This window comes from Shewanella sp. SW32 (assembly GCF_025653365.1).
GTDB lineage: Bacteria > Pseudomonadota > Gammaproteobacteria > Enterobacterales > Shewanellaceae > Shewanella > Shewanella oncorhynchi.
This window is the reverse complement of sequence record NZ_JAKKSJ010000058.1, coordinates 1-24,863: the sequence shown is the minus strand read 5'-3', so window position 1 is coordinate 24,863 and position 24,863 is coordinate 1. Positions and strand designations below refer to the sequence as shown.

Below are 24,863 nucleotides of genomic sequence, written 5' to 3'. Positions count from 1 at the left end.
TATGCGGTATTAGCAGTCGTTTCCAACTGTTATCCCCCTCGACTGGGCAGATCCCTAGGCATTACTCACCCGTCCGCCGCTCGCCGCCTCAGGAGTAAACTCCCTTGCGCTGCCGCTCGACTTGCATGTGTTAGGCCTGCCGCCAGCGTTCAATCTGAGCCATGATCAAACTCTTCAATTAAAGTTTTGTTGCTTCCGTCTTGCGACTTCAGCGGCTCAATGAATTCTGATTTTTTGTTTCTCGCACTCTTTATAAAAGAAGGGCTGAAACAAACTGTACATATTACTATGAACACTCATTGTTACATTGATTTAAATTTTTGACTGCCAACCCGCAGGTTAAGCAGTTTCGATTAACTCAACACCTGTGAGTGTCCACACAGATTTGCTTGATAAATTGTTAAAGAGCATAGTTAGCGGCTTATTCAGCGTTTAACCCTTGACCCCGCTGGGTCAGTGGATGCGCATTATAGGGATGTCAGATTTTACCGCAACCCCTTTGGCGCGAATAATTACGAAAAACGATTCAAGCGCACACTTTTTAAACTAAAAGTGTGTTTTAACGCCAATATTATCGAATCTATGCTGAATTAAGGGCAAAGATGAGATTAATCCAGCGCTAGAAATGACAAGAGCCAACCTATTGGTTAGCTCTTTATCTCATGCGAAATAGCTTTACTTCTGATTTCTATCGAACAAGAGCGACAGCTGGCACAGCTTATATCGCAACCTTGGTTGACGAATCAGCCCATGATGAACTGATTATAAGTAGTAGAACTCCAACTAACCCACGCTTTTTAAGTAAGACGGCACATCGGCAATACTGTCGAGTACCACAGTGGCATCACTGTCATCAGCAATAACCTTACCACTGCGCACTAATATACGAGTAGTCACGCCCGCCGCTTTCGCAGCCTGCATATCTTCGGCTTTGTCGCCAACCATGACTGAGTTCGCTAAGTCGATTTTTAAGAATTGCGCCGCATCATTAAGCATACCCGGCTTAGGTTTGCGGCAATCACAATCGACCTTATATTCCCCTATGCCTTTCTCGGCATGGTGTGGGCAATAGTAAATCCCATCGAGCTCTACCCCTTTGTCGGCAAAGTTCCAATCCATCCACTCCGTTAAGCTGTGGAATTGGTCTTCAGTGTACATGCCACGGGCAATACCAGATTGGTTAGTGACGACAACTAACTTGTAGCCCATTTCTTTTAAAGAGAGGCAAGATTCAAACACACCGTCAATATATTCGAAGTCATCCACTAGGTGGACATAACCATGGTCTTTGTTAATCACACCATCACGGTCTAAAAATACTGCTCGACTCACTGTAATACTCCCAAATCGCCTAAGGCGCTATCGCGCTATTATTCCATTCATTATCAGAAATTGCACCGCGAAGTTATGCTTTTAGCGCTAAATTGCACGTTAGTGATATTTCGTGGCTGTACAGGCAAATCTCTATGTACAGCTTGTGTCTATGCGAGATAGTAATTGTCCCACCAAATCAGCGTACAAAAAATCCAGCAGTGAAATGTGTAATTGCACTTTTTAATCAAAATACTCAATCGAAGAAGCTGAACAGCGTTTTTACAAATAATTGCCACTGTTACCATCGAAGCCACTCGCAAGTAATGCGCTTCAAATCGTAAGAGAAAACCACAAAAAACCCCGTCGTTTGGACATTGTTAGTCTCTTAGATGCTGCACTCAATCAAGCATTTCCCTTTATTTGTGGTGTTTTTAACGGTAATCTTGGGCAAATAACGAGAAAATACCCGAAATAGACGGAAATAATGAGTCGAACTACGCCTATCGTCCACAAAACCCGCACCCAGTTAGTTGTGGAAGTGCTCAGAGAGAGAATTCTTTCAGGTGACATAGCCGCAGGAGAACCCCTCAGACAAAGTGCCTTGGCTGAAGCGTTAAATGTCAGCCGTATTCCGGTGAGAGAAGCATTATTGCAACTCGAAGCCGAAGGACTCGTTAAGTTTGAGCCCCATAAAGGTGCGACCGCGACCGTGTTATCCGTCGAACAAGTCACCGAACTTTTTGAATTACGTGCAATGATCGAAACCGATCTGCTTGCGAAAGCGATCCCACGACTTCAAGAGGCTGATTTAGAAAAAGCAGAACGTGTACTCGAGCAATTGGAGTCGGCCTTCAAACATGAAGATGCCGTCGCCAGTTGGAGCGAGTTGAATACGCAATTTCACACTTGCTTATATCAGGCGGCTAATCGCCCACACACCCTTGAGGTTGTTCACGGCCTCAATACTAATTGTGATAGATACATTCGTTTGCAGTTATTGCTCGCGGGGGGAATTCCTGCCGCAGAGCATGAGCACAGGGCTTTGCTCAACCACTGCAAACTGAGAGAAACAGAAAAAGCGACGGCGCTACTGCGTCATCATATTCTGCATGCCGCAATGACAATTCGAGATCTCGTCGCCAAACAGGTGGTCTAGATCACGGACGGCCATTAGAGTTGCCGATAAGCTTTGTTGTCGATTCAAGGCAGCGCTCAGGTTCTGCCTTTTTTATTTGAGAGAAACCACCATGCAGTACGCCACTATCACAGGTTGGGGCAAATGTGTTCCACCAGCCACGCTGACCAACGATGATCTTGCTACCTTTATCGAGACATCCGACGAATGGATCAAATCTCGCACAGGGATCAGCCAGCGCCATATCAGTCATGTAAATACCTCTGAACTTGCTTCAGTTGCAGCACAACGTGCGCTCGCAGCAGCGGGTATTGATGGCAGTGAAATCGACATGATCATTCTGGCCAGTGCCAGCCCAGACACTTTGATCCCAAATATTGCATCCACTGTACAAGCTAATATTGGCGCCAGTTGTGCCGCATTCGATATCAATGCTGCCTGCAGTGGCTTCTTATATGGATTAGGTTTAGCCAGCTCACAAATCAAGAGTGGCCAGAGCAAGAAAGTATTAGTCATTGGTGCTGAACGTTTATCTTTCTATTTAGATTGGTCGCGCCGCGAAACTGCAGTGCTATTTGGTGATGGTGCGGGTGCCGTTGTGGTTGAAGCGACAGATGTTGCCGGTGGCGTGCTCGGTTATGAACTGAATAACGATCCTGAAGGTCGTGATATTCTGAAAGCGGGCTTTGGCACGGCGATGGACAGATTCTCAGCCGACTCATTGGACTTTTTCATTGAATTCGATGGCCAAGAAATCTTCAAGCGTGCGATTAACGGAATGAATAAATTGAGCACTAAAGTGCTTGAAAAATGTGGTGTTGATAAGGATGAAGTGGATCTCGTGATCCCGCATCAAGCCAACGAACGTATTATTGATACCTTAGTTAGCCGAATGAAAATCCCGAAAGAAAAAGCCTTCGTGAACATCGCTAATTATGGCAATACCTCGGCGGCGACGATTCCAATTGCGATTTGTGATGCGTTAGAACAAGGCATTATCAAGCCGAATCAAACCATACTCTCTTGTGCCTTTGGCGCAGGCTTAACCTCTGCCGCACTCTTGCTGCAATGGGGAAGTCGTGTCACACCTATCAATATCAGTGATGCCGAGTTACCGCCTTGTGATAAAACAGGCATAGAGTTAGTCAAACGCGCTGTAGATTATTTTTGTAAGCCGTAAACGGTTTCTGCAAAACGATTACATAGTGTTTCACTAAAACATAAAAGCCATCTTAAGCGATGGCTTTTTTAGTATATGACTACAGAACTTATTCATTCAGCTTGCTAATGATCATCTCATCCCAATAGATAGCTTGATTAAAATGTTCGGCGAGTTTTTGATTTAACTCATTAAAGCCTTTAATCACGCCTTCGCTGCCACTAATACAAGACCAAACAAATCGATGGCAATTGTTGTCGAATAAATCATATTCCCGATACTGATAAATCGCCTGTTCAGCGCGGGGCAACACAGAGTCGGCAATAAGAGGCTGATGTTGGTGATTACAGGCAATATAGATTTGGCTACCGGTCCGTCCCGCTAAAAAACGCTTTACCGATACAGCCCGTACCAGCCCTGAGCCATGTAACTCTACGAGGCAATCATCACCAAGCCAAATGCCAGTATGCTCAATCACGCCAAAAACATAACAACAGACGATACTGCCAGGAATTGGCGATACTGGTTTTAATCCCTTTTGCCATTGACTCGGCGGTGCCACCATAGCGCGCTTGGCAACGGGGTACTTAGGGGCCTTACCGAGTAATCTGTCACGCTCAAGCTGTTGACGCTGCTGGCGCTCATCGGCCAGCAAAACCGCACCGATTACGGCACCACCCACCCAAAGTAAAGGTAACGGCATCATATTCTCCTACACACTCAACTTAGTAGAGTGAAGTACAAGTTGGTTGGATTGCCAAGTTAACGGCAGGTTGAATTCGAACAGAGGATTAAATGTCAACTGAGTTTAGCTTGTCAGTGATTAACCTAAGATGAAATCAAAGTGAAATCAATCCATCTCAAATGGATTCACTCACCACAAAGAGTGATTTCTGTTAACACTGACTAAGTCGATTTTTGCAGTAAATCAGCCACAGTAAGCTTTGCTGCACCGCCCATGGCGGCCATTTGCGCGAGTAATAATTCCCCACAAGCTAAGGCATCGGTCAGCGCGCTATGGGCCGCATAAATAGGTAAACCATAACGCTCGCGACAAGCGCCAAGGCGCAAACTCCCCTCTTTAATCACTGAGTGCTCCCGTAGTAAACGGTGCTTTTCAACTATTAAAGTATCGATTGCAGGTAAAACAAGGGCTTGATGATAAATCGTCAATAAATCCTGCTGTAAAAAACGACAATCTAAACGGGCATGATGTGCCACCAGCACGCGTCCATAGGTTTGATTGATAAACCAGCCCATGGCTTCCTCAATGGTGACGGCTTGTACCAAATGATTATCAAGAATGCCGTGGATCGTCGCACTTTGGCCTACACTACCGCGAATTTGCACTAACTTTTGCTCGGCGCGTGCCAACGGGATCTCACCGCGCTCAATCGGCACCAATCCAATACTGAGAATTTGGTCTTGCTGTGGATTGAGCCCTGTCATCTCCAAATCCATCGCCATTAACGGCGCTTCGGATAACGGCATTGTCAGCTGAGGCAACAGCGACTGATAATAGCCTTTAAATAAATGATGTTGGCAACGCAGCGCCCGCCAATTGAGCTGAGTTTTCAGCAACAATGTATTCATATCAAAAGCTTCGCATAAATTTCATCTTCATCCCCGCCTGCGCCTCATGCACGACTTTAAAAGCGTCACGTAACTGATGACGAACCAGCGAAGATAAATGCCCAGGCAGCAAATAATTACTCACCTCTACCCCTTGATTATGTTGATAACCTTGGTTCGATAACCGCATATGGGCGATAAACTCGTGGGCATCAGCCAAATTGAGCGCATCTTGTCGATTGAGAATATTCGCATCCATCAAGGCACGAATACGTTTTGCAGTATTCACTTCTTTAATGCCCGCAGACAAGGCATAAACACGGGCAATATCGTTGATCAAAGCATTACCCTTATGCTTCAAATCTATGCCTTTAACTTCGCTACCATCCCGCTCGAGTACAAATTTGCGGAAAAATCCAAGCGGCGGCGACTCCACCAGCGAATTGCCAGTCATACCCGCGAGGAAAATATCGTTATCGCGGGTTTGAGCCAAGACTTTATCCTGTAAGGCATCAAACAGGGTTTGTGGACCGTAAACCGATCGCATATCGAAGAAAATACTGGCGTGCATTAACGCCTTAGGCTCAGGCGTTATGACCCATTTTTCAAATACCTGTTGCCACTGTTTGAGTGACATCCGCCATTGGGGATTTTGCGCCATAATATTGCCGGGACAAAATTCATAACCGCATTGATCAAGCCCTGCGCACACGGCATGGGTTAAGGCATCAAAATAACCTTTAGCAAAATCATCCATCTCTTCTGCGACTAACAAGCCATTATCTTGATCTGAACACGCAGCCTGATCTTGTCGTCCCTGCGAGCCAAATGCCAACCAGCAAAAGGCCATTGGCGGTTCACCAAGCAATTGTTGATTGAGCACAATTAATCGCCGCGTCAGCGCATCGGTGACAGAGGTTAACACTCGACCAATTTCTTCAGCTCTGGCATCGGCACTAATAAGATTTTGCAGCAATAGGGGAATTTGCTTACTGACGTCAATTAAACTGGCAAGATCCTGCTGCCGTTCAATCTCACCAATCAACAGTAGCGGTTGTGAGCCCTGCCCGCGCAAGATGTCAGTACTGGTCACCATACCGATAGCTTTATCTTGATCGATAATCGGTAAGTGATGAATGTTATGCTCACTCATCAGCAGCATGGCTTCAAAAATCAATGCATTGGAGGAAATCGAGATAGGTGAAACCGTCATGGCTTGATGCACAGCAACGTTGCCATCAAGCCCTGCAGCTAACACGCGATTACGCAAATCCTTATCGGTTAAGATGCCAACCAATTTATGATTATCCGTCACCAATAAGGACGATACTCGGCGATTTCGCATCAAGAGTGCCGCCTGAGTCACGCTAGCTTGGGCATCAATAACGATGGGAGTGGAAGACATTAACGTGCTGATCCGACTTGTGGTCGTCAGATCCTTTGCCTTAAAGCGGGCCTCATGGCGTAAACGCTTTGCGAAGGCGCGGGTAAAAAACTTATCGAAGTGACGACTCTCACTCCTAAGGCTATCAAACAAGGCTTGGGGCAGATGATAAACTAGACCGTCTTCAAGAATCGCGACTTTATTAACGACTTTTTCCCCTGATAACAAAGTAGAAAAGCCAAAAAACTCACCCTCGCCCACTCTATCCACCAACACGCCGTCAGGATCGCGCACCTCAAAGGCGCCGCTACGCACCATATACAACTTAGGCGAATTCGCGTCGAAATTAACATAACCAGAGGCTTTGCTGTAATACCCAACAGTAACAGCCTTAGCGCAGCGCACGACTACATCCTCAGGCAGAGCATCAAAGGGCACAAGTCCCTGTAGAAATTGCACTACGGGTTGTAACTCACTGGCATTCATAGGCAACACCTTTTTTAGGCGAATTTTTACTGAGATGTCATCACTATAGCCTGCATTGTCGCTACGCTACATTCGACTAAAGTCAGCCGCAAGCATAATAAAGTGACGCCCCACAGAGTGATAAAGGCTGGCCAAAGAGCCATAAAAAAGAGCGCCGAAGCGCTCTCTTGTGTTGATACTCACCATTACGCTGTAAGGTTAGTGGCCGCTTGCTTCACCCGAACCTTTAGGGAAACGAATCGATTCAACCATCTCCTGAACATGCAGTGGTGTTGCCGCAGTGACTCGACTCACTATCGCTGCTACACCGAAGTTCACTAACATGCCTACCATACCAATACCTTCTGGTGAAATACCCAGGAACCAGTTAGCAGCTATGTTAGCCGTTGGATCAACAAACTTGAAGTAGATGATATAACCAGCAGTAAACAGTAGACCCGTTAACATACCGGCAATCGCACCTTCTTTATTCATTGTCTTAGAGAAAATACCCATAACAATGGCAGGGAACAGTGAGGAAGCCGCTAATCCGAAGGCGAATGCCACCACTGCCGCCACGAAACCAGGAGGGTTCACCCCAAAGTAACCCGCAATCACAATGCCAATACCTGCCGCCAAGCGAGCATATAGCAGCTCTTTTTTATCGGAAAGGTTAGGCATTAAATTCTTTTTCAATAGGTCGTGTGAAACCGACGTTGAAATCACCAATAGCAAGCCTGCAGATGTTGATAACGCAGCTGCTAAACCACCCGCCGCCACGAGGGCGATAACCCAAGCTGGTAAATTAGCGATTTCTGGCGTAGCGAGTACAATGATGTCGTTATCAATCTTCATTTCATTTTTGCTAGCGGGATCTTCAATCTTACCTGACGAATAGTAAATTTTACCGTCGCCATTTTTGTCATCCCACTTAATCAAACCGGTTTTTTCCCAGTTCTTAATCCAATCTGGTGCAGACTCATAAGCCACACCTTTAGAATCGGGACCGTTAATAGTTTCAATCATGTTCACGCGGGAGAACGCTGCTAATGCAGGCACTGTGGTGTACATAATCGCAATAAAAACAAGCGACCATCCTGCAGTGATACGTGCATCTTTCACCTTAGGTACAGTGAAGAAACGCACGATAACATGGGGTAAACCCGCAGTCCCCACCATCAAGGCACCCGTAATACAGAACACATCTATCATGCTCTTAGAACCGTCGGTGTAAGGTGCAAAGCCGAGCTCAACCGAAACGTTATTGAGTTTTTCTAACAAATACACACCGCTATTATTGCCAGCGGCATCCAGTAACTCAGCACCAAAACCAATTTGCGGAACTAAGTGGCCTGTCATCATCACTGAAAGGAAAATAGCCGGAACCATAAAGGCGAAAATCAGTACGCAGTATTGGGCAACCTGAGTGTAGGTAATCCCTTTCATACCACCGAGTACCGCGTAGAAGAACACGACCGCCATACCGATATATACGCCAGTATCCACATCCACTTCAAGGAAACGCGAGAACACAACACCCACGCCACGCATTTGCCCTGCAATATACGTAAAGCAAATAAAGATAGCACAGATAACCGCGACTGTACGTGCCGCCTGTGAGTAATAACGCTCACCGACGAAATCTGGCACAGTAAACTTACCAAATTTACGTAAATACGGTGCCATACAAAGGGCAAGCAATACGTAACCGCCCGTCCAGCCCATCAAGTACACGCTACCATCGTAACCGACGAAAGACACAATACCCGCTAACGAAATAAATGACGCCGCTGACATCCAATCTGCCGCCGTTGCCATACCGTTCACCACGGGGTGAACACCGCCACCAGCAACATAGAACTCTTTGGTTGAACCCGCACGGGTCCAGATTGCAATCCCAATGTAGAGCGCAAATGAGAGCCCTACGATAATATATGTGAGTGTTTGAACATCCATCTCAAAGCTCCTTAGTCTTCTTGTACGTTATATTTTTTATCTAAGGCGTTGGCTTTTGCCGCGTAGACAAAGATAAGCGCAACGAATACATACATAGATCCCTGTTGTGCAAACCAGAAACCTAATTTGAATCCCATGAAATGGACTTCATTGAGTACATCAACCAATAAAATGCCGCATCCAAAAGAAACTGCCGCCCAAATGGCTAATAAGCTCAGTACGAGACGAATATTCTCGCGCCAATAACCCTTTGCCTTGTCGTTGTTTTCAAAACCCATAGTGACTCCCCTGTGCTGTTTTAATTTTAAGTCATGTTTAATCTAGCAACAGCTGGTGTGAGCACAATCACGACTTTCGTCTAACCCGTGATTCAAAACACTGTCTGTAAATAGCGAATAGAAAGAAATTCAAAGAGTTAACAATGATATTACATTTTGATGCGGTTTTAACTTTTTTAACAGGTTAGACCAATGTCGAACATGAATGAGTGGGATGTGAATGGAGAAAGAGGATTTTCATCCAATAAATAGAAATAACTTATTGTCTGAACTAGGGAAATTAGAAATTTAAATGACCTTTAATACGGCTCTAGACTGGCTAAAAATCAGATAATTGAGATTTTTAGCCTAGATTATTGAGAATTTTAATCATGAGTTCCTCAATTAATTAGAGACGTTAAATCTCTCATCAAACCTAGGTCAGCCCAATTGCTTACCGTTTTATTTCATCATGTCATTTCGTCAAAATGTTAGGGTTTGACTCATAGCCACCTTGCAGGTTAACAACAAAAAATAACCCAGCCTATGCTGGGTTACTCAATCTACTTTGAGGAAACGTGACTAAAGGTTACTCGCAAAAAGCTACTTTCATCGCATGATAAATCACATGCCGTCCGTCTATAAAATGCCGTTACTTCGCAGCTAAAAACTTCACTAACGCCGCCAATTCTTCTGCGGTATGTGCGGTTGAGGTCAGCATATAACGGCCATTAACCAGTAATGACGGTACCCCCTTGATCCCAGCAAGCTCAGCTTGAGAGTCATAATTCATTAGGGTGAATTTAGCATCGACGGAATTCATCGCGGCATCGACATCATCTGCCTTAGCGCCTTGGGCAAGGAAAAAGGCTTTTACTTGCTCAAGGGTGGTAAATTGCTCACCTTTCTCATGAATTTGCTTAAAAATGGCACCATGGGTTTGCTTAGTCATCTTTAATTTTTGCGCCATATAATAGGCAAACTGGCTCAATTCCCAAGCAGGACGACCTGCACCAACGGGGGTACGCTCAAAGGCCACATCTTTACCAAGCAGCTTTACTGTCGACTCAATGAGCGGTTCTTGCTTATAACAATGTGTACAGTTATAAGAAAAAAACTCCCGCAGCACTTAATGCCGATCAGTTAAGACAGATCGCTTGACGATCTCGCTGAAAAGATCAAAATCCGATGACCTCATGTCATCGGATTTTTTATGCAACTCTCAGAAGCACTCGCCCGTACTCATATTACCCGCCTAACCGAATTCACCTGCTTAGCAGATGTGTTAGAACCTGAGTTAATTCAATCTTGTCTAGACTCTCAGGGCGTTGCGACGTTAAGACGGCGTAAATTGCCGATGGACGCGATGATTTGGGCCGTTATCGGAATGGCTTTGTTCCGAGGGGAGTCTGTTCGGTCACTCATCAACAAACTCGATATTGTTTTGCCGCAAGAGATTGATTATGTTGCACGCAGCGCCGTGACTCAGGCTCGTAAACGATTGGGCAGTGAGGTTATTAGAGAAGTATTTAGTCGCAGCGCCAATACCTGGCACGCGAGAGCTGAACATCCTCATTGGTGCGGCCTTAACTTGTATGGTGTTGACGGTGTAGTGTGGCGGACACCCGATAGTGTCCAAAATCAAGCCGCCTTTGCGCGTACCGCAAACGCTTCAGGCGAAGCGGCTTATCCGCAAATTCGCATGGTTTGCTTGATGGAATTAAGCAGCCATTTGTTGGTCAACAGCGCCTTTGATTCGGTTGCTGAAAATGAAATGAACTTAGCGTCCCAGCTCATTCCTAGCATTCCCAATCACAGCCTAACCCTATTTGACCGAGGATTTTACTCGCTCGGCCTGTTACACGCTTGGCAGCAAGCGCAACCTGATAGCCACTGGTTGTTGCCATTGAAGAAAGGCACTCAATATGAGGTGGTGCGAACGCTAGGAAAGCATGACCAGTGGGTGAAACTCACCACTACACCTCAAGCCAGAAAGAAATGGCCGCAGCTCCCTGAAACTCTTGAAGCGCGTTTATTGACTAAGACAGTGAAAGGTAAGTCAGTCGCCATTTTGACCTCGTTGACTGACCCGATGCGTTACCCCAGCGAAGACATCGTCGACTTATATGCCCATCGATGGGAAATCGAACTGGGCTACAGAGAGATGAAACAACATCTACTGGAGAGCCGTTTTACGCTCCGCAGTCAGCTACCAGAACTGGTGACTCAAGAGCTGTGGGGCATACTGCTGGCCTACAATCTAATCCGATATAAGATGTTACTGATGGCCAAAAGCTTGCCATCGGTCCACCCCAATCAACTGAGTTTTCGGGATGCGGCGAGTTATATCATCTTCAAGTTGACACAACTGCCATCACAAACACCGGGGAATGTCCCGAGAGACGTATTGGATATAGAACGAAATGCACGGCAATTTAAGCTGGATGGTAAACGGGAAAGGGCATATCCACGAGTTCTTAAAATGAGCAAAAACAAGTTTCCGGTTAGACCAAAGAAAAATGCCGTTCACTCTTAAGTGAACGGCATTACCCGCAGCACTGGCTTTTGCGTTTCGGTAATGCCCGCCACAGTGACATAATCCTTGCCTTCTTCGAAACTTGCAGCCTGCAGGGCAAAACTGGCACTCAGCATTAATCCGCACGCAAATACTGCTATAGGTCGAACTCGATTAAATACGCTCATTATATTGTCTCTTTTTATTCGTCATTTGCTTAAATAAGGATTACACATTTGCTCAAGCAAATTTGGAACCCAAAGATAACCTAAAAGTTCGACTTTTACCTTTTACAGTAATGAACCTTTCTCAACATGCCGCTAGCATATCCAGCGGCGAAACATACTGATATCGAAAGCCTAAATCTGTGACAATCGCGTCAGCTTGGATGACTTTACTCGGCATAGATTGTTGATTAAATTCTGGCGCGACTAAACCTAGAGATTCGGCAGCAGTTTGATAAAACTCAGCTTTAGTCGGATGTGAAGGTGCGCAAAGATTATAAATCGGTGCCACTGATAATCCAGAATGAGTTGCCGCGAGAATGGCGCTAACGGCGCGCACACAGTCGCTAAGATGGACTAAATTTACTGCGACATTCGCCCCACTCACATCGGTTTTTCCAGCAAGAAAACGCCCAGGATGACGTTTAGGACCAACGAGTCCAGCAAAACGAACGATACAGGTATGGGGCAATGCTTGAAATAAAGCTTCAGCATCTAACAGCACTTGGCTATCGCTTGATTCTGCCATCGCATCGGCTTCTGTCATCAATTTATCTTGGGTCGGATATACGCCCGTAGTGCTGATAAACACAAGCCGCTGATATTGCCAGCCTTGAGTTAATACGATGAGTTGTTGTAATTCTTCAAGATAAGCGGCATTACCACGCTTTAATCGGGGAGGAATATTGACCACTAAATAATCGGTCTGAAATAAACCGCTTAACGCCTGAGCATCGGGGGCAGAGGATGCTTCGTGGCCCAATTGCAGCGGATAGGCTTCAATCCCGACTTCAGTTAATACCGATAATTCTTCGGCACTCCGCTTACAGCCAGTGACTCGATAGCCCTCATGGACAAGTTGCTTTGCCAAAGCAAAACCAAACCAACCACAACCGACCAAAGCAACACTGGATTTTACTGCGCTGTTTTCTGCTTTTACATTCGCCATATTAGCCCTAAGGGAATCACATCAGCGGATAGAATACGGAACTTAGCGTATAAGATTCAAGTTTGTAGCGAACTAAAATAAAAACTAATCCCTTTATCGACTTGTAATGTACGAATAGCCCCCTCGGACAACTCTTCCGCCTTGATGGCTTTTTGTACTGTCACGCCTTCATTACTTAAAAAACGCAGCGATGGTTCACTGCCATCCTCTTTGCAGGCCCACACTTGGGGTTGACTCACATCTTTAGTCGTCATCATGACTTTTGCGATACAGCCATCGGAGAGTTTCACTATGGTTCCTGGTGGATAAATACCGAGAATTTTAACCAAAATAGCGATTAAAGATTCGGCATGTTTAGTGGCCCGATTCTTAAACAAATAACCTAAAGCGACTTGAGGGGAGGATATTTGTTGACCACTGAGCTGTTGATCGTAGTCATTTGCCAAACTTACGATCTGCGTAATGATAGGAATTTTATGGTCAGTTAACCCATCAGGGAAACCTGAACCGTCAATAAACTCATGGTGGTGTAGCACAATGTGGAGTACTTCTTTTGGGAATAATCCGGAACGATTGAGCATGTCATAGGCGAAATTAGGGTGCATTTGCAGATAATTTGACTCATGAGGCGTTAAGGCTCCACGCTTACGGCGAATAACATCAGGTACCTTAAGTTTACCAATATCATGTAACAAACTACCAAGAGCAATATCACGCAGTTCCCTTGGACTTAAATCCAGTGCATGGCCCATCATCATTGCTAATACTGCCACGGAGACGCCGTGCTGGGTCACACTGACATCGTTATCATCCATTCCAACCAAAGTGAGGAAAGGTTTTTCAACTTCCTGTAGATGGCTGAGCAAGTCTTCTACCAATGACGCCGACAATCGATAGGCACCTTCGGGATCACTGGCTATCTTGCCAAATACATTTCTGCAGTTATTTACGTTCTCAAGGAAACGTTTTTGGCTTAAACGTATCGCCTTACGGGTATCGGCCTTAAGATCTCGCTCAGGTGGAACTTCAATTTCATATTCAACATCCTTATCTTCCCTAACTGTCTCCGATCCGCGATTCAATTCAGATAACAAAAAAACATAGGGAACACCTAAGCCACGGATCATTTCGATTTGAGCGGCACTGCTAATATCAACACGGTTAAATAAAAAAGGGTGGTTCGTCCATGACAAAGGCAACTTGACTCTCATGCCAAGTTGAATTTCTGACAGTAACAACTTTTTTTGAGGTACTTTTGCCACGCAATATGACTCCTTTCAAATGTAATGTGGGTATAAACAGATGGCCTCATCTGCGTATCCAACAGGGCACATTTAAGCTAAGTACATATAACTATAGATGATTCAAAGAATTCAATGGCGAAATAAGGTAAAAATCCTTATCAAACTGAGGGATAGAACACATCGTCATGTGCCCCACCGCTCAGATCTAAATAAAGTTATTATATAACAATACGATAAAAACTAAGGCTGAAGTTCTTTAGCTTCTTCTTTTGGCCAATCACGGAGGTAATAACTGAGTCGCTTCGATTTAATAAGATAAATACTCGACCAAAACAACATTAAAGCATCTAAAGCAAGACTCCAATGAAACAGAAATTGGCCATGGAACAATCGCTGACCCAACAAAACGCCATCAATAATCAACAGCAACCACAACCCCCATTTTAAATGCACAAAAATCGGTCTTAACCATTGGGGCGAACGTCGACGTTCAGCTATCACCACAAGATAAATCAAAACCGCGCCAAGTCCCGCACCGAGTGCTAGCAAAAAATCTGACTTTTCAGGGTAAAAAATCCGCACTAACTCAGAACGATCACCCATCTGAGTCAGCGAGGCGATAAAAATACACCAACCACGCGCGAGATAAGCCAAAAGCGCATATAAAAAGATGGGCGGTTTAATGTGGCCTTTATCATCGAGCCAAGTGATGTGACTAAAATTCAAATAGGTTTCCAATCAGCAAAATCTAAAACAGCATATCAAGGAGATGGTGCCAATCGCAGTTAATTCAATAGCCAAAGCAGATAATCTTTCCGCACCTTGATTATTTTCAGACAAAAAAATAGCGCCTTGGGCCAGGCACTATTTAATATCGGCTATTCGGCGGTATTCACTCCTCGATACAAGGCTGCAGCCGCTACAGCCAGCATTGAATCAACATCAAGCCAACGCCCTCTCTCAACTGACGCCAATCAAGCGTTCGCGGCGAGAAGTGCTAACAGCTCGTCTTCATCCATCACTTTAACACCAAGCTCCTGCGCTTTAGCCAGTTTTGAACCTGCCGCCTCACCTGCCACTAAACAATCGGTATTTTTGGAGACACTGCCTGCCACTTTCGCCCCCAGCGCCTGCAACTGAGCTTTAGCATCATTGCGATTGAGCTGATTTAAGGTGCCAGTCAATACCCAAGTTTGGCCTTTAAGCGGCTGAGCATCTGCACTAGGTGCTTGAATGGCGGGCCAATGAACACCAGCAGCAACTAAAGCATCAATAACTTCAAGGTTATGGGGCTGGGCAAAAAAATGGGCCACATGCTGGGCAACGACAGCACCAACATCTTCTACTTCAGTTAACTGCTCCACAGTTGCCTCCCGCAGCGCATCTAGACTGGCAAAGTGCGCCGCCAGGTTTGCTGCCGTCGCCTCGCCCACTTCGCGAATACCTAAGCCATATAAGAAACGCGCGAGAGTGGTGGTTTTGGCTGCTTTAATCGCGGCAGCTAAATTGGTTGCCGACTTCATCCCCATGCGGTCAAGCATAGTCATCATGGAAGCGGTGAGCTTAAACAGATCCGCAGGACTTTGAACTAACTCTTTATCAATCAATTGCTCAACGACTTTGTCGCCCATACCATCGATATCTAAAGCCTTGCGGGATGCAAAATGCTTAATCGCTTCTTTACGCTGCGCTTCGCAGAATAAACCACCGCTACAGCGAGCCACAGCCTCACCTTCTAGGCGCTCGACTAAACTGCCACACACAGGGCAATTATGCGGAAATACAATGTCTGTCGCCGTTTCAGGGCGTCTTTCGGGCACTATGGCAACAATTTGTGGGATCACATCGCCAGCGCGGCGGATGATCACAGTGTCACCGACCTTAATGCCTAAGCGGGCAATTTCATCGGCATTGTGCAGCGTCGCATTTGATACAGTGACGCCACCAACAAACACTGGCTTTAAGCGTGCCACTGGCGTGACAGCACCTGTGCGGCCCACTTGAAAATCAACGCCTTCAAGTTGGGTCATTTCCTCCTGTGCGGGGAACTTATAAGCAATCGCCCAGCGGGGTGATTTAGCCACAAAGCCTAAACGTTGCTGCTGGGCAATGTCGTTAACTTTCATCACTACGCCATCGATTTCAAAGGCTAAATCACCGCGACGGCTGAGAATATCTTTGTAGTAGTCATAGACTTGGCTTAGTTCAGCGCAGACTTTAATTTCGCTACTTACGGGTAAACCCCACGATTTAAGCTGTTGCAACTGTTCGAAATGGGTTTTAGCTAACGGATGGGAATCCGGCTCCACCACACCGAGCGCATAGGCATAAAAAGCCAATGAACGGGCAGCAGTAATTTTACTGTCAAGTTGTCGCAAGCTACCGGCTGCTGCGTTACGCGGATTCACGAAGAGTTTTTCATCTTTGGCGCGCGCCCTGTCATTCAAAGCTTCAAAAGCGGCTTTTGGCATAAAAGCCTCGCCGCGCACTTCAACGAGCTCGGGAAAATCATGACCACGTAATTTAAGCGGGATCGATTTAATGGTTTTAACATTTTCAGTGATGTCTTCACCCACTGAACCATCGCCGCGCGTCGCCGCACGCTCGAGCACACCATGCCGATACAAGATACTCACGGCAAGGCCATCGAGTTTAGGCTCACAACAAAAGCTCACCTCACCCACTTTATCGGTGACACGCTTATGGAAAGCACTGAAATCCGCCTCATCGAAGGCGTTATCTAAACTCAACATAGGCTTAAGGTGCGTGATTTGATCAAATTTGGCGAGCGCTAATCCGCCCACCCTTTGAGTCGGTGAATCAGCGACAATCAAATGGGGATACAAGGCTTCTAACTTGAGTAAACGCTGCATCAACCTGTCGTACTCAGAATCGGTAATGCTCGGAGCATCGTCCACATAGTAACGAATGTTGTGCTCGTTCAGCGATTGGCTGAGCGCCTGCATCACCTGCGATGCGTTTTCTGGGGTGACGTCTTTAGACAGAAGTGTATCGATTTGAATGTCTTGCATATTCTTTATCCAGAATTCTTTAGATCACAAAAAATGAGGCCGCAATAGCGGCCTCATCAATCTATTAACCGCCAAGTTGCGGTGTCGGCTTAAGCGTTAGCGCGAATGCGGTGTAAATAATCTTGCTTAGTGAACTCACCCCAAGGTTGGCGTTGTCCGTCAAGCACGACCGCATCGATATCATCCGCAAGTTGGCGCGCCGAGTTAAGCATAATTGAAAAGTTCATTAGGGCGTCACCGTAACAAGGCAAAGTCATGAAAAACACCACACCTTGGGTACTGAACTGCTCCATATTATCCGGATCAAACACACCAGGCTTTAGCATATTCGCTATCGAGAACAATACTTTACCATTGCCAGCATTATCCACATGGCGATGGAAAATATTCATATCGCCATATTTAAAATTCAAGGTTAAGAAACAAGGCAGCAATTCGGCGCCGTTAAGCTGTAGGCCCTCTTTAGCGACCACGTGTAATACCAGTACGTCGCGTGGTTCACCTAACTCATCTTCAGCGGCTTGTTCGGCAACCTCTTCTTGATAGCTATCTTCTTTATATTCATTTTCGTCAAACAAGGCCGTTTGCTGCGGAGCTGCACTACGTAACGCATGTTCCTGCTCAGCCGCTTTTTGCGCGACGATAGCCGCATGGGATTGACCCATTGGCGGAGTTTGCGTGCTCGCTTGAGTGTTCAAGACGGGCTCTTGACGCGAGACTTTCGGGCCACGGTGTTGCTCTTTTGCCACGGGTGGCTGCAAGCTAAAATCAGGCTGAGCTGTCACTGGCTCGTGTTTAGGGCCAACTTTCAACTCTGGTTTAAATTCTGTTGATTTAAACTCTTGTGGTTTAAATTCAGGCTTAGGTTCTAGCTTTACTTCCTGCTTCAAATAAGGGTTGGCCGCAGGAGTTTCGTTGTTAGGTGCAAGTTCACCGGCTTTGCGCACGCGTACGGCGCCAATACCATCGGCATCAAACCCTTCTGAATCGATCCGCTTCGGACTCGTCTCACCTTTCTCAGCCTGTTTCTTATAAAAGTTGCTCATTGGGCTATCTTTCAATGATTTAGGCTGTTGTCTTCTGATAGACCAAAATCCATGCACCAGCACAGCAACTATGGCTATGGCGCCTAAAACGAACAATACTAGTTGCAAATCTTCCATTGGTTACCCTGTCTTTCTTCTAGTTATCCAGCGTCAGCCATCGCCACCGCTTGCTCTATGTCTACCGCAACTATACGAGACACACCTGGCTCGTGCATAGTCACGCCAATAAGTTGATCCGCCATTTCCATGGTTATTTTGTTATGGCTGATATAAATAAACTGTACGCTCTGTGACATTTCTTTTAGCAATCGACAGAAACGTTCTACGTTGGCATCGTCTAATGGCGCATCCACTTCATCTAACATACAGAAGGGAGCAGGATTCAGCCTAAAAATGGCGAATACCAATGATAAAGCGGTTAAGGCTTTTTCACCACCCGAAAGAAGATGGATTGTGCTGTTCTTCTTCCCCGGTGGTTGGGCCATGATAGTCACGCCCGTTTCTAGCAAATCGTCGTCAGTTAACGCTAAATAAGCTCGGCCGCCACCAAACACTTTCGGAAATAAGCGTCCGAGATCTTCGTTGACTGAATCAAATGTCGTCTTAAAGCGGCTTCGGGTTTCCTTATCTATTTTACGGATCGCTTCCTCTAAGGTTGCAAGCCCTTTATTTAAATCGTCATCTTGATGATCAAGATAAGATTTTCGCTCACTTTGCTGTTCAAATTCTTCGATCGCCGCAAGGTTAATGGCACCTAAACGAACAATTTTCTGCCGTATTTGATCTAAATCACTCTGCCACTTGTCTGGCATCCCCTCTGCGGGCAAGTTTCCAAGGATTTCAGACAGAATGATTTGCTGTTCCTGTAAGGCTTCCAGCTGACTATTCGCTTGGCCTTTTATTCCTTCACGACGTAACTTTAACGTGCTCAGGCTTTGAGTCAAGTCCTCAAGCTTACCAAGCTCTTGTTTTTGCTTTATTCCTATACGGTTTAATGTGTCTGTGAGCACACTTTGCTGCTGACGAACCTCTTTTAAGCCCTGTTGTTGCTCATGTTGTTGCTTTAGTAACTGCGTTAACTGCTCAGTCAGTTGCACACTATTTTGCACCCCACTCAATTGGGCAACTTTGGCAAGTTCTGTTAACACAGACTCGCGGGAGTGGATGAGTTCATTGACACGCACTTGCTGTAATTCAATTTGCTCCGTGCTCACGGCCATGCGCATAGTCACGGCTTGCAAACCCGTCGCAGTGGCTGATAATTGACGTTCAACCTCAGTAATACGCCCTTTTAATGCTTGATGGCGCGCACTATCGGCCTGTGTGTCTTGGATGAGTTGCCGCTGAATATCTTCACTAGCCTGCAGCGTCTCATCGAGCTCCATTTCTTGTTCTGCTAATAATTCGCATTGCTCGCTTAAGCGTTCAATATCAATCAAACTCGCACTTAAAGCCGCATCGAGTTTACTTTGCTGTTCGACACGCGCCTTCACTTGCTCGATTAAACCACTAAGCTGCATCGACTTAGTCGCTTTGTCTAACTGCAATTGATGTAATTTTTGCGCGCCATCGGTCAGTTGCAGTCTTTGTTGCTGCAAAATAGCCGCAAGATCTGTCATCTTGTCTTGCCGAATCTGCAGGGATTGTTGCAAATCGAGGATATTTTGCGCTAACTGAGCTTGCTCTTTACTGAGTTGCACCAGTGACTGGGCGCCCTCTGTTTTAGTGATTAAAAAACCTTGCCCCAGTAGATAACCGTCGGCAGTGACAATCCGTTCATCGGATGTTAGCTGTGGCAGCAGTTCTTTAGCTGCATGGATATCCTTTGCCCACTTCAGCCCCGCTAACCAAGGGGCGAGATTCACCTTAGCCTGTAAAAATTCACTTTGGCTTGATTGTGACGCTAATGCTTGAAACCCCATTTCAGTTTCAGTGACGCCAACGGGCAAGGTCAACAAGCCATTTAGGGCGAGTTCGGCCGCAGTTTCCCAACCATTTTCAACGGTTAAACTCTGCCATAACTGCGGTTTATCACTCTGCTGTTCTTGCTTAGTCAACCACTGTTCAACCAGCTCATGGCGCGCTTTAGTCGCGGTTAATTGCTGCTGAATTTGCTCAGCGCTATGGCGGGCTTCATCTAAGGCTTGCGTACTTGCACTTACACTTTGTTCTTGCTGATGATTAATTTCATTTTGCAGTGTGAGCGCATCATCCAAAGACTCAATATCTTGCTGCAATGGTGTAATACTCGATGCGAGATCACCGTCCATTAACGCCGAAAGTTGCGCCTGCTGCTCACGACTTTGCTGCTGTTTGTGTTGCAGTAATTGCTGCTGATGCGCTAACTGGCTGCGACGCAGTTCAAGCTGCAACTTATGCTGAGAAACATCCGCTGCCTGTTGGCGCGCCACTTCAACCTGCTGCTGACTGCGTTCTATGCTCATTTCCCATTGGGATTGCAGCTCATCCATGAGCTCTTGTTGCTCATCATGCTGTGGCCCAAGTTTGGCAAGCTCAAGCTCCAATGCGCTAAGACTCGCTTTATAGCCGTTAAGCTTGTCGGTATTTTGTTGGATCTGCTCTTTGACTTGCGCCAACTGGGTTTCGAGCTGGGCGTCGCGCTGCTTTTGATTCTGTAACTGTTGCTCTAACTTAGCGATTTCAGTACCAGTCAGATAATAGGCCTCAACCGCTCGCTGCTCTTGCTCCGCCAATTGCGCGAGTTGCACTTGCAATTCAGTGGTTTGTAATTCATCGGTTTGCGCGAGTGACTGCGCCGCCGCTTGCTGCACTTCAATAGCACTTATCTGCTCAGATAGGCTCGCCATCTGAGCTTGCAACTCTTGATAGCGCATCACAAGGAGTTCAGCATGAGTCTTACGCTCGGCCTGTTTAAGCTCACGATATTGTTTAGCGGCTTTAGCCTGCTGCGCGAGTTTATCTAACTGCTTACCGAGTTCACTGCGAATATCGCCCAAACGCTCGAGGTTTTCGCGGGTATGACGAATACGGTTTTCAGTTTCGCGCCGACGCTCTTTATAGCGGGAAATCCCGGCGGCTTCCTCAATAAAGGTGCGCAAGTCTTGGGGTTTAGATTCAATCAGGCGGGAAATAGTGCCTTGCTCGATAATGGCATAACTTCGCGGACCAAGACCTGTGCCCATAAACAAGTCGGTAATGTCTTTACGACGACACTTTTGACCATTGAGAAAATACCAAGACTCACCGTCGCGGCTCACTTGACGCTTAACGGCGATTTCTTCATAACTGGCATACTGACCAGCGAGGCGACCTTCTTTGTTTTCAAAAATAAGTTCAACACCCGCCACAGACACAGGTTTTCGCGCACTTGAACCGTTAAATATCACATCGGCCATAGAATCACCGCGTAGGTGCTTCGCCGAGCTTTCACCGAGCACCCAACGCACGGCATCGATCACGTTCGATTTGCCGCAGCCATTTGGGCCAATAATGGCGGTTAATGCCTGTAAAAAAGGAATTTTTGTGGGATCGACAAACGACTTAAAGCCGGCAAGTTTTATCTGTTTTAATCTCATGGTGCCAGTTAGCGCGTCTCTGAAGTCTGGCCCGAAAATGAGCCTAGCGGTGCAAATGCATTTATCGGCCAACTTTAACAAAGCAGGCAGCATTTTGTAACGCTTTTTATTGAATTCATGCGGCTTTTAGCTTGTCATCTGTCCATGAGTTGATCACAATCGCATATAGCTGTCGCTTAACTTTTTGGAAAAACGATATGACACAGAAAAAAACCTTGCCCTTCCCAGCCAAAAGTGGCGTTAATTATTTTCTCGATGGCTTTGGTTTAATCACACGTAAAGGCCTGCGCACTTTCGTATTTATTCCGCTAATGATTAACCTTCTGCTGTTTGCTGGCGTCATTTATGTAGCCATAGGCCAGTTAGATACGCTATTCACTTGGATGAATGCCCAGCTCCCTGACTACTTAAGCTGGTTAAACTTTTTACTTTGGCCACTCGCCGTCACCACTATGCTGGTGATGCTTGCTTTTGTATTTAGCTCCGTCATGAACTGGCTCGCCGCCCCCTTTAATGGTCTGTTGGCTGAAAAAGTCGAGCAGTTGTTAACTGGTAAGCAGCTGAATACCGGTTCTGGTATTGATTTAATCAAAGACTTACCGCGTATCCTTGGGCGTGAGTGGATCAAACTCAAATACTATCTGCCCCGCGCACTGGTATTTTTGTTATTGTTTTTAGTGCCTATGGTAGGCCAGACGCTGGCGCCGATTTTATGGTTTCTGTTCAGCGCTTGGATGATGGCGATTCAGTACTGCGATTATCCCTTCGATAACCACAAGGTCAGTTTTAAAGATATGCGCTTTGCCTTGAATCAAACCCGTGGCACCAGTTTTAGCTTTGGCGCCACTGTGACGCTATTTTCGATGATCCCCATAGTCAACTTTATCGTCATGCCAGTGGCGATTTGTGGCGCGACGGCCATGTGGGTCGATAAGTATCGTGAAGCGTATCGCAACCATGCCATCGCACCCGAGTAGTAACACCTGCAGTGCTGAGTCATGGCTCAGCACTGCTCCCCAATTTTTTTAGACCCAATAATCTCATCATGTTTCGCCTCGTTAAAATCAACGCAAACCTTGTAACAATTACTCGCTATTGTTAACTTCACATTTTCTGGCAAAATGCGCGCCACGAATGTGTTATTTGAGTCTTTTTTGTTGAAATCAATCTTAGCCATCATCTTATCTAGTCTTACTTTTCTACCTGTAACTTGCCTTGCTGGCTATGCCAGCCAATTTCAGTTAGCCATTCCAACACTTAACAGTGCTGCCAATATTGACGGTGAGTTGGACGATGCCATTTGGCAACAAGCCGCAGTCACAGAGCTCAAATACGAAACCCAACCAGGGGAAAACATTGCCGCATTAGTGAAAACCGAGGCGCGAGTCTATGCGACTAAAACCAGTCTTTTTGTGGCATTTACTGCCAAAGACATTAATCCCAAACTCATTCGCGCCACACTCAAGGACAGAGACAAGCTGTGGAGTGATGATTTAGTCGGAATTAAACTCGATACTTTTAATAATGCCCGTTTAGCATACCAATTTTTTATTAATCCTCTTGGCGTGCAATTAGACTCAATTGAAAACGAATTAACGGGTGAAGAAAGCGAAGCATGGGATGGTATTTGGAAATCCGCAGGCAAGATCACCGCCGATGGCTATCAGGTCGAAGTCGAGTTACCACTGAGACTGTTCAACTTTGACGACAAGAAAAGCCTGCAAGAATGGGGCTTTGAGTTAATTCGTTATTATCCACGCAATGAAAAACATCGCCTATCGACCCATAAGATTGACCGTAATACGAGTTGTCAACTTTGTCAGTTAGGTGTGGCTTCTGGCTTGGCGGGGGCAGAACAAGGACAGGATGTACAAATCACCCCGACTTTTATCGCCAACCGTAACGAACATAAACAGGCGGATGGCTGGGAAGCTGATAACAATCTCGAGCCAGGTGTAGACTTGCGCTGGGGCATTAATTCCAGCACCTTACTCAATGCCACCATTAATCCCGATTTTTCCCAAGTGGAATCCGATGCTGGCCAGCTCGATGTGAACAGCACTTTCTCCTTGTTCTATGATGAGAAACGGCCGTTTTTTTGGATAATAAAGACTATTTCGACACACAGGTAAATCTGCTGCACACCCGCAATATTGTTGCACCTGACTATGGTATCAAACTGACAAGTAAGAGCGATGATCACACTTTAGCTCTGCTAGCAAGTAACGATAGCCAAACCACGTTTTTAGTGCCGGGAAATTTAAGCTCAGAGGTTGCCTCGCTTGATCAAGAAAGTTTGAACCTTGCGGGACGTTATCGTTTCGACATGAGCAAAACCTTCTCCATCGGCGGATTACTTACCGCGAAAACAAGCAGTGACAACACTCACAATGGTGCAGCAAATGCCCCCCATAATGGGATCAACAGCCAACCCGATTACCACAACTATGTCATTAGTCTGGATGCGAAATATCAACCAACACCACAGGACAGTTTCACTGCGCAAGTGGCCCAATCGGATACTCAGTACCCCACTGGAGTCTATCGTCAATTTTGTACTGACACTGAAAAGGCCCCTAGTAATGGGTTGCCCTGTGGCCAATCTCAGCTTGATTGCGAACTCGGTCACTGCCAACTCAACGAACAAGTATTACGTAGCCAATCTGATAGCCGCTTTGGCGGCAATTTATATCAGTTAACCTTTAAGCACGAAGAACGAAATTGGTTTGCTTACAGTGAATACAACGCCGTTGATCCCGATTTTCGTGCCGATTTAGGCTTTGTCGAAAAAATCGATTACCGCACCTTTGTAGTGGCACACTAATTTTGGCCACCTAAATAGAGGTGATATTATTACCTCGTAGATGACTTTAGGTGAACACATGAGATCGACAACCAGAAAAACATTTAGTGCTGAATTCAAACTTGAAGCAGCCCAATTAGTCCTCGATAAAAACCATAGCATCATCGAAGCTGCAAAGGCGATGAACGTAGGTAAGTCCACTATGGATAAATGGGTGAGACAGTTAAAACTAGAACGCCAGGGTGGCACAC

The 24,863-nt window shown here is 46.0% G+C and carries 19 protein-coding genes, 1 rRNA gene and 2 pseudogenes; 7 read left to right on the top strand and 15 right to left on the bottom strand.

From position 1 onward, the window contains the following. Together L5M28_RS22390 and gmhB are read right to left on the bottom strand one after the other, a co-directional pair. Positions 1–181 (bottom strand): 16S ribosomal RNA (locus L5M28_RS22390); the annotation flags it as partial. Between the two features lie 602 nt (positions 182–783). Continuing rightward, positions 784–1,332, bottom strand: a complete 549-nt coding sequence (gene gmhB, locus L5M28_RS22385; RefSeq protein WP_263198400.1) for a D-glycero-beta-D-manno-heptose 1,7-bisphosphate 7-phosphatase — start codon at positions 1,330–1,332, stop codon at positions 784–786. Between the two features lie 466 nt (positions 1,333–1,798). On the opposite strand from gmhB, the gene L5M28_RS22380 reads away from it, so the two are divergent. Further along, on the top strand, positions 1,799–2,470 hold the full coding sequence (locus tag L5M28_RS22380; RefSeq protein ID WP_028760950.1) for a GntR family transcriptional regulator: 672 nt from the start codon (positions 1,799–1,801) through the stop codon (positions 2,468–2,470). 91 nt (positions 2,471–2,561) lie between these two features. Continuing rightward, positions 2,562–3,629 (top strand): ketoacyl-ACP synthase III, encoded by a 1,068-nt coding sequence (locus L5M28_RS22375; protein WP_263178570.1) that lies wholly within the window; start codon positions 2,562–2,564, stop codon positions 3,627–3,629. 88 nt (positions 3,630–3,717) lie between these two features. Here L5M28_RS22375 and L5M28_RS22370 read toward each other — a convergent pair whose 3' ends face one another. The 6 genes and pseudogenes from L5M28_RS22370 to L5M28_RS22345 form a co-directional block, all read right to left on the bottom strand. Further along, complete coding sequence (locus L5M28_RS22370) at positions 3,718–4,311, bottom strand: lecithin retinol acyltransferase family protein (protein WP_263138966.1); 594 nt, start codon at positions 4,309–4,311, stop codon at positions 3,718–3,720. 203 nt (positions 4,312–4,514) lie between these two features. Continuing rightward, positions 4,515–5,201 (bottom strand): exonuclease domain-containing protein, encoded by a 687-nt coding sequence (locus L5M28_RS22365; RefSeq protein ID WP_263204437.1) that lies wholly within the window; start codon positions 5,199–5,201, stop codon positions 4,515–4,517. 1 nt (position 5,202) lies between these two features. Next, the gene (locus tag L5M28_RS22360; RefSeq protein WP_263204436.1) at positions 5,203–7,050 is read right to left on the bottom strand and encodes a DUF294 nucleotidyltransferase-like domain-containing protein; all 1,848 of its coding nucleotides are present in this window, start codon (positions 7,048–7,050) and stop codon (positions 5,203–5,205) included. 198 nt (positions 7,051–7,248) lie between these two features. Next, positions 7,249–8,985, bottom strand: a complete 1,737-nt coding sequence (locus L5M28_RS22355) for a sodium:solute symporter family protein (protein WP_131523557.1) — start codon at positions 8,983–8,985, stop codon at positions 7,249–7,251. 11 nt (positions 8,986–8,996) lie between these two features. Continuing rightward, positions 8,997–9,263 carry a DUF4212 domain-containing protein gene (locus L5M28_RS22350; protein WP_006082142.1) on the bottom strand — a complete coding sequence of 89 codons (267 nt, stop codon included), beginning with the start codon at positions 9,261–9,263 and terminating at the stop codon, positions 8,997–8,999. 631 nt (positions 9,264–9,894) lie between these two features. Beyond that, positions 9,895–10,371 (bottom strand): annotated as a pseudogene (locus L5M28_RS22345) (thiol:disulfide interchange protein DsbA/DsbL); the annotation flags it as partial. An 84-nt stretch (positions 10,372–10,455) separates the two neighbouring features. On the opposite strand from L5M28_RS22345, the gene L5M28_RS22340 reads away from it, so the two are divergent. Further along, positions 10,456–11,778 carry an IS4-like element ISSba6 family transposase gene (locus L5M28_RS22340; RefSeq protein ID WP_263198718.1) on the top strand — a complete coding sequence of 441 codons (1,323 nt, stop codon included), beginning with the start codon at positions 10,456–10,458 and terminating at the stop codon, positions 11,776–11,778. 14 nt (positions 11,779–11,792) lie between these two features. Here the strand turns inward: L5M28_RS22340 and L5M28_RS22335 are convergent. The 7 genes and pseudogenes from L5M28_RS22335 to L5M28_RS22305 all read right to left on the bottom strand — a co-directional run. Then, positions 11,793–11,945: pseudogene (locus L5M28_RS22335) on the bottom strand (thiol:disulfide interchange protein DsbA/DsbL); the annotation flags it as partial. A gap of 121 nt (positions 11,946–12,066) precedes the next feature. Next, complete coding sequence (locus L5M28_RS22330) at positions 12,067–12,930, bottom strand: NAD(P)-binding domain-containing protein (protein WP_263184821.1); 864 nt, start codon at positions 12,928–12,930, stop codon at positions 12,067–12,069. A gap of 56 nt (positions 12,931–12,986) precedes the next feature. After that, entirely contained in the window at positions 12,987–14,192 is a 1,206-nt protein-coding gene (locus L5M28_RS22325) for an HD-GYP domain-containing protein (RefSeq protein ID WP_263183551.1), read from the bottom strand. 222 nt (positions 14,193–14,414) lie between these two features. Continuing rightward, entirely contained in the window at positions 14,415–14,900 is a 486-nt protein-coding gene (locus L5M28_RS22320) for a DUF2919 domain-containing protein (protein WP_263183549.1), read from the bottom strand. Positions 14,901–15,148: 248 nt separating this feature from the next. Then, positions 15,149–17,206 (bottom strand): NAD-dependent DNA ligase LigA, encoded by a 2,058-nt coding sequence (gene ligA, locus L5M28_RS22315; RefSeq protein ID WP_263204434.1) that lies wholly within the window; start codon positions 17,204–17,206, stop codon positions 15,149–15,151. An 89-nt stretch (positions 17,207–17,295) separates the two neighbouring features. Continuing rightward, complete coding sequence (gene zipA / locus L5M28_RS22310) at positions 17,296–18,369, bottom strand: cell division protein ZipA (RefSeq protein ID WP_263198395.1); 1,074 nt, start codon at positions 18,367–18,369, stop codon at positions 17,296–17,298. A gap of 23 nt (positions 18,370–18,392) precedes the next feature. After that, the gene (locus tag L5M28_RS22305) at positions 18,393–21,809 is read right to left on the bottom strand and encodes a chromosome segregation protein SMC (RefSeq protein ID WP_263204433.1); all 3,417 of its coding nucleotides are present in this window, start codon (positions 21,807–21,809) and stop codon (positions 18,393–18,395) included. A 197-nt stretch (positions 21,810–22,006) separates the two neighbouring features. Here L5M28_RS22305 and cysZ point away from each other — a divergent pair, with 197 nt between their 5' ends. From cysZ to L5M28_RS22285, 4 genes are all read left to right on the top strand, one after another. Then, positions 22,007–22,786: a sulfate transporter CysZ gene (gene cysZ, locus L5M28_RS22300; protein ID WP_028760963.1), complete on the top strand. Its 780-nt coding sequence runs from the start codon at positions 22,007–22,009 to the stop codon at positions 22,784–22,786. Positions 22,787–22,963: 177 nt separating this feature from the next. Continuing rightward, positions 22,964–23,941, top strand: a complete 978-nt coding sequence (locus L5M28_RS22295; RefSeq protein WP_263204432.1) for a carbohydrate binding family 9 domain-containing protein — start codon at positions 22,964–22,966, stop codon at positions 23,939–23,941. Then, positions 23,908–24,633: a hypothetical protein gene (locus tag L5M28_RS22290; RefSeq protein ID WP_263204431.1), complete on the top strand. Its 726-nt coding sequence runs from the start codon at positions 23,908–23,910 to the stop codon at positions 24,631–24,633. The genes L5M28_RS22295 and L5M28_RS22290 overlap by 34 nt, the downstream gene beginning before the upstream one ends. A gap of 58 nt (positions 24,634–24,691) precedes the next feature. Next, positions 24,692–24,863 (top strand): transposase (locus L5M28_RS22285; protein ID WP_263148087.1); only part of this gene is annotated, 172 nt, incomplete at its 3' end.

Bases quoted from the DNA above. Each gene is read 5' to 3' on its own strand.
- L5M28_RS22380 (WP_028760950.1), top strand. From the start codon at position 1,799: ATGAGTCGAACTACGCCTATCGTCCACAAAACCCGCACCCAGTTAGTT.
- L5M28_RS22375 (WP_263178570.1), top strand. From the start codon at position 2,562: ATGCAGTACGCCACTATCACAGGTTGGGGCAAATGTGTTCCACCAGCC.
- L5M28_RS22370 (WP_263138966.1), bottom strand. From the start codon at position 4,311: ATGCCGTTACCTTTACTTTGGGTGGGTGGTGCCGTAATCGGTGCGGTT.
- L5M28_RS22365 (WP_263204437.1), bottom strand. From the start codon at position 5,201: ATGAATACATTGTTGCTGAAAACTCAGCTCAATTGGCGGGCGCTGCGT.
- L5M28_RS22360 (WP_263204436.1), bottom strand. From the start codon at position 7,050: ATGAATGCCAGTGAGTTACAACCCGTAGTGCAATTTCTACAGGGACTT.
- L5M28_RS22355 (WP_131523557.1), bottom strand. From the start codon at position 8,985: ATGGATGTTCAAACACTCACATATATTATCGTAGGGCTCTCATTTGCG.
- L5M28_RS22350 (WP_006082142.1), bottom strand. From the start codon at position 9,263: ATGGGTTTTGAAAACAACGACAAGGCAAAGGGTTATTGGCGCGAGAAT.
- L5M28_RS22340 (WP_263198718.1), top strand. From the start codon at position 10,456: ATGCAACTCTCAGAAGCACTCGCCCGTACTCATATTACCCGCCTAACC.
- L5M28_RS22330 (WP_263184821.1), bottom strand. From the start codon at position 12,930: ATGGCGAATGTAAAAGCAGAAAACAGCGCAGTAAAATCCAGTGTTGCT.
- ligA (WP_263204434.1), bottom strand. From the start codon at position 17,206: ATGCAAGACATTCAAATCGATACACTTCTGTCTAAAGACGTCACCCCA.
- zipA (WP_263198395.1), bottom strand. From the start codon at position 18,369: ATGGAAGATTTGCAACTAGTATTGTTCGTTTTAGGCGCCATAGCCATA.
- L5M28_RS22305 (WP_263204433.1), bottom strand. From the start codon at position 21,809: ATGAGATTAAAACAGATAAAACTTGCCGGCTTTAAGTCGTTTGTCGAT.
- cysZ (WP_028760963.1), top strand. From the start codon at position 22,007: ATGACACAGAAAAAAACCTTGCCCTTCCCAGCCAAAAGTGGCGTTAAT.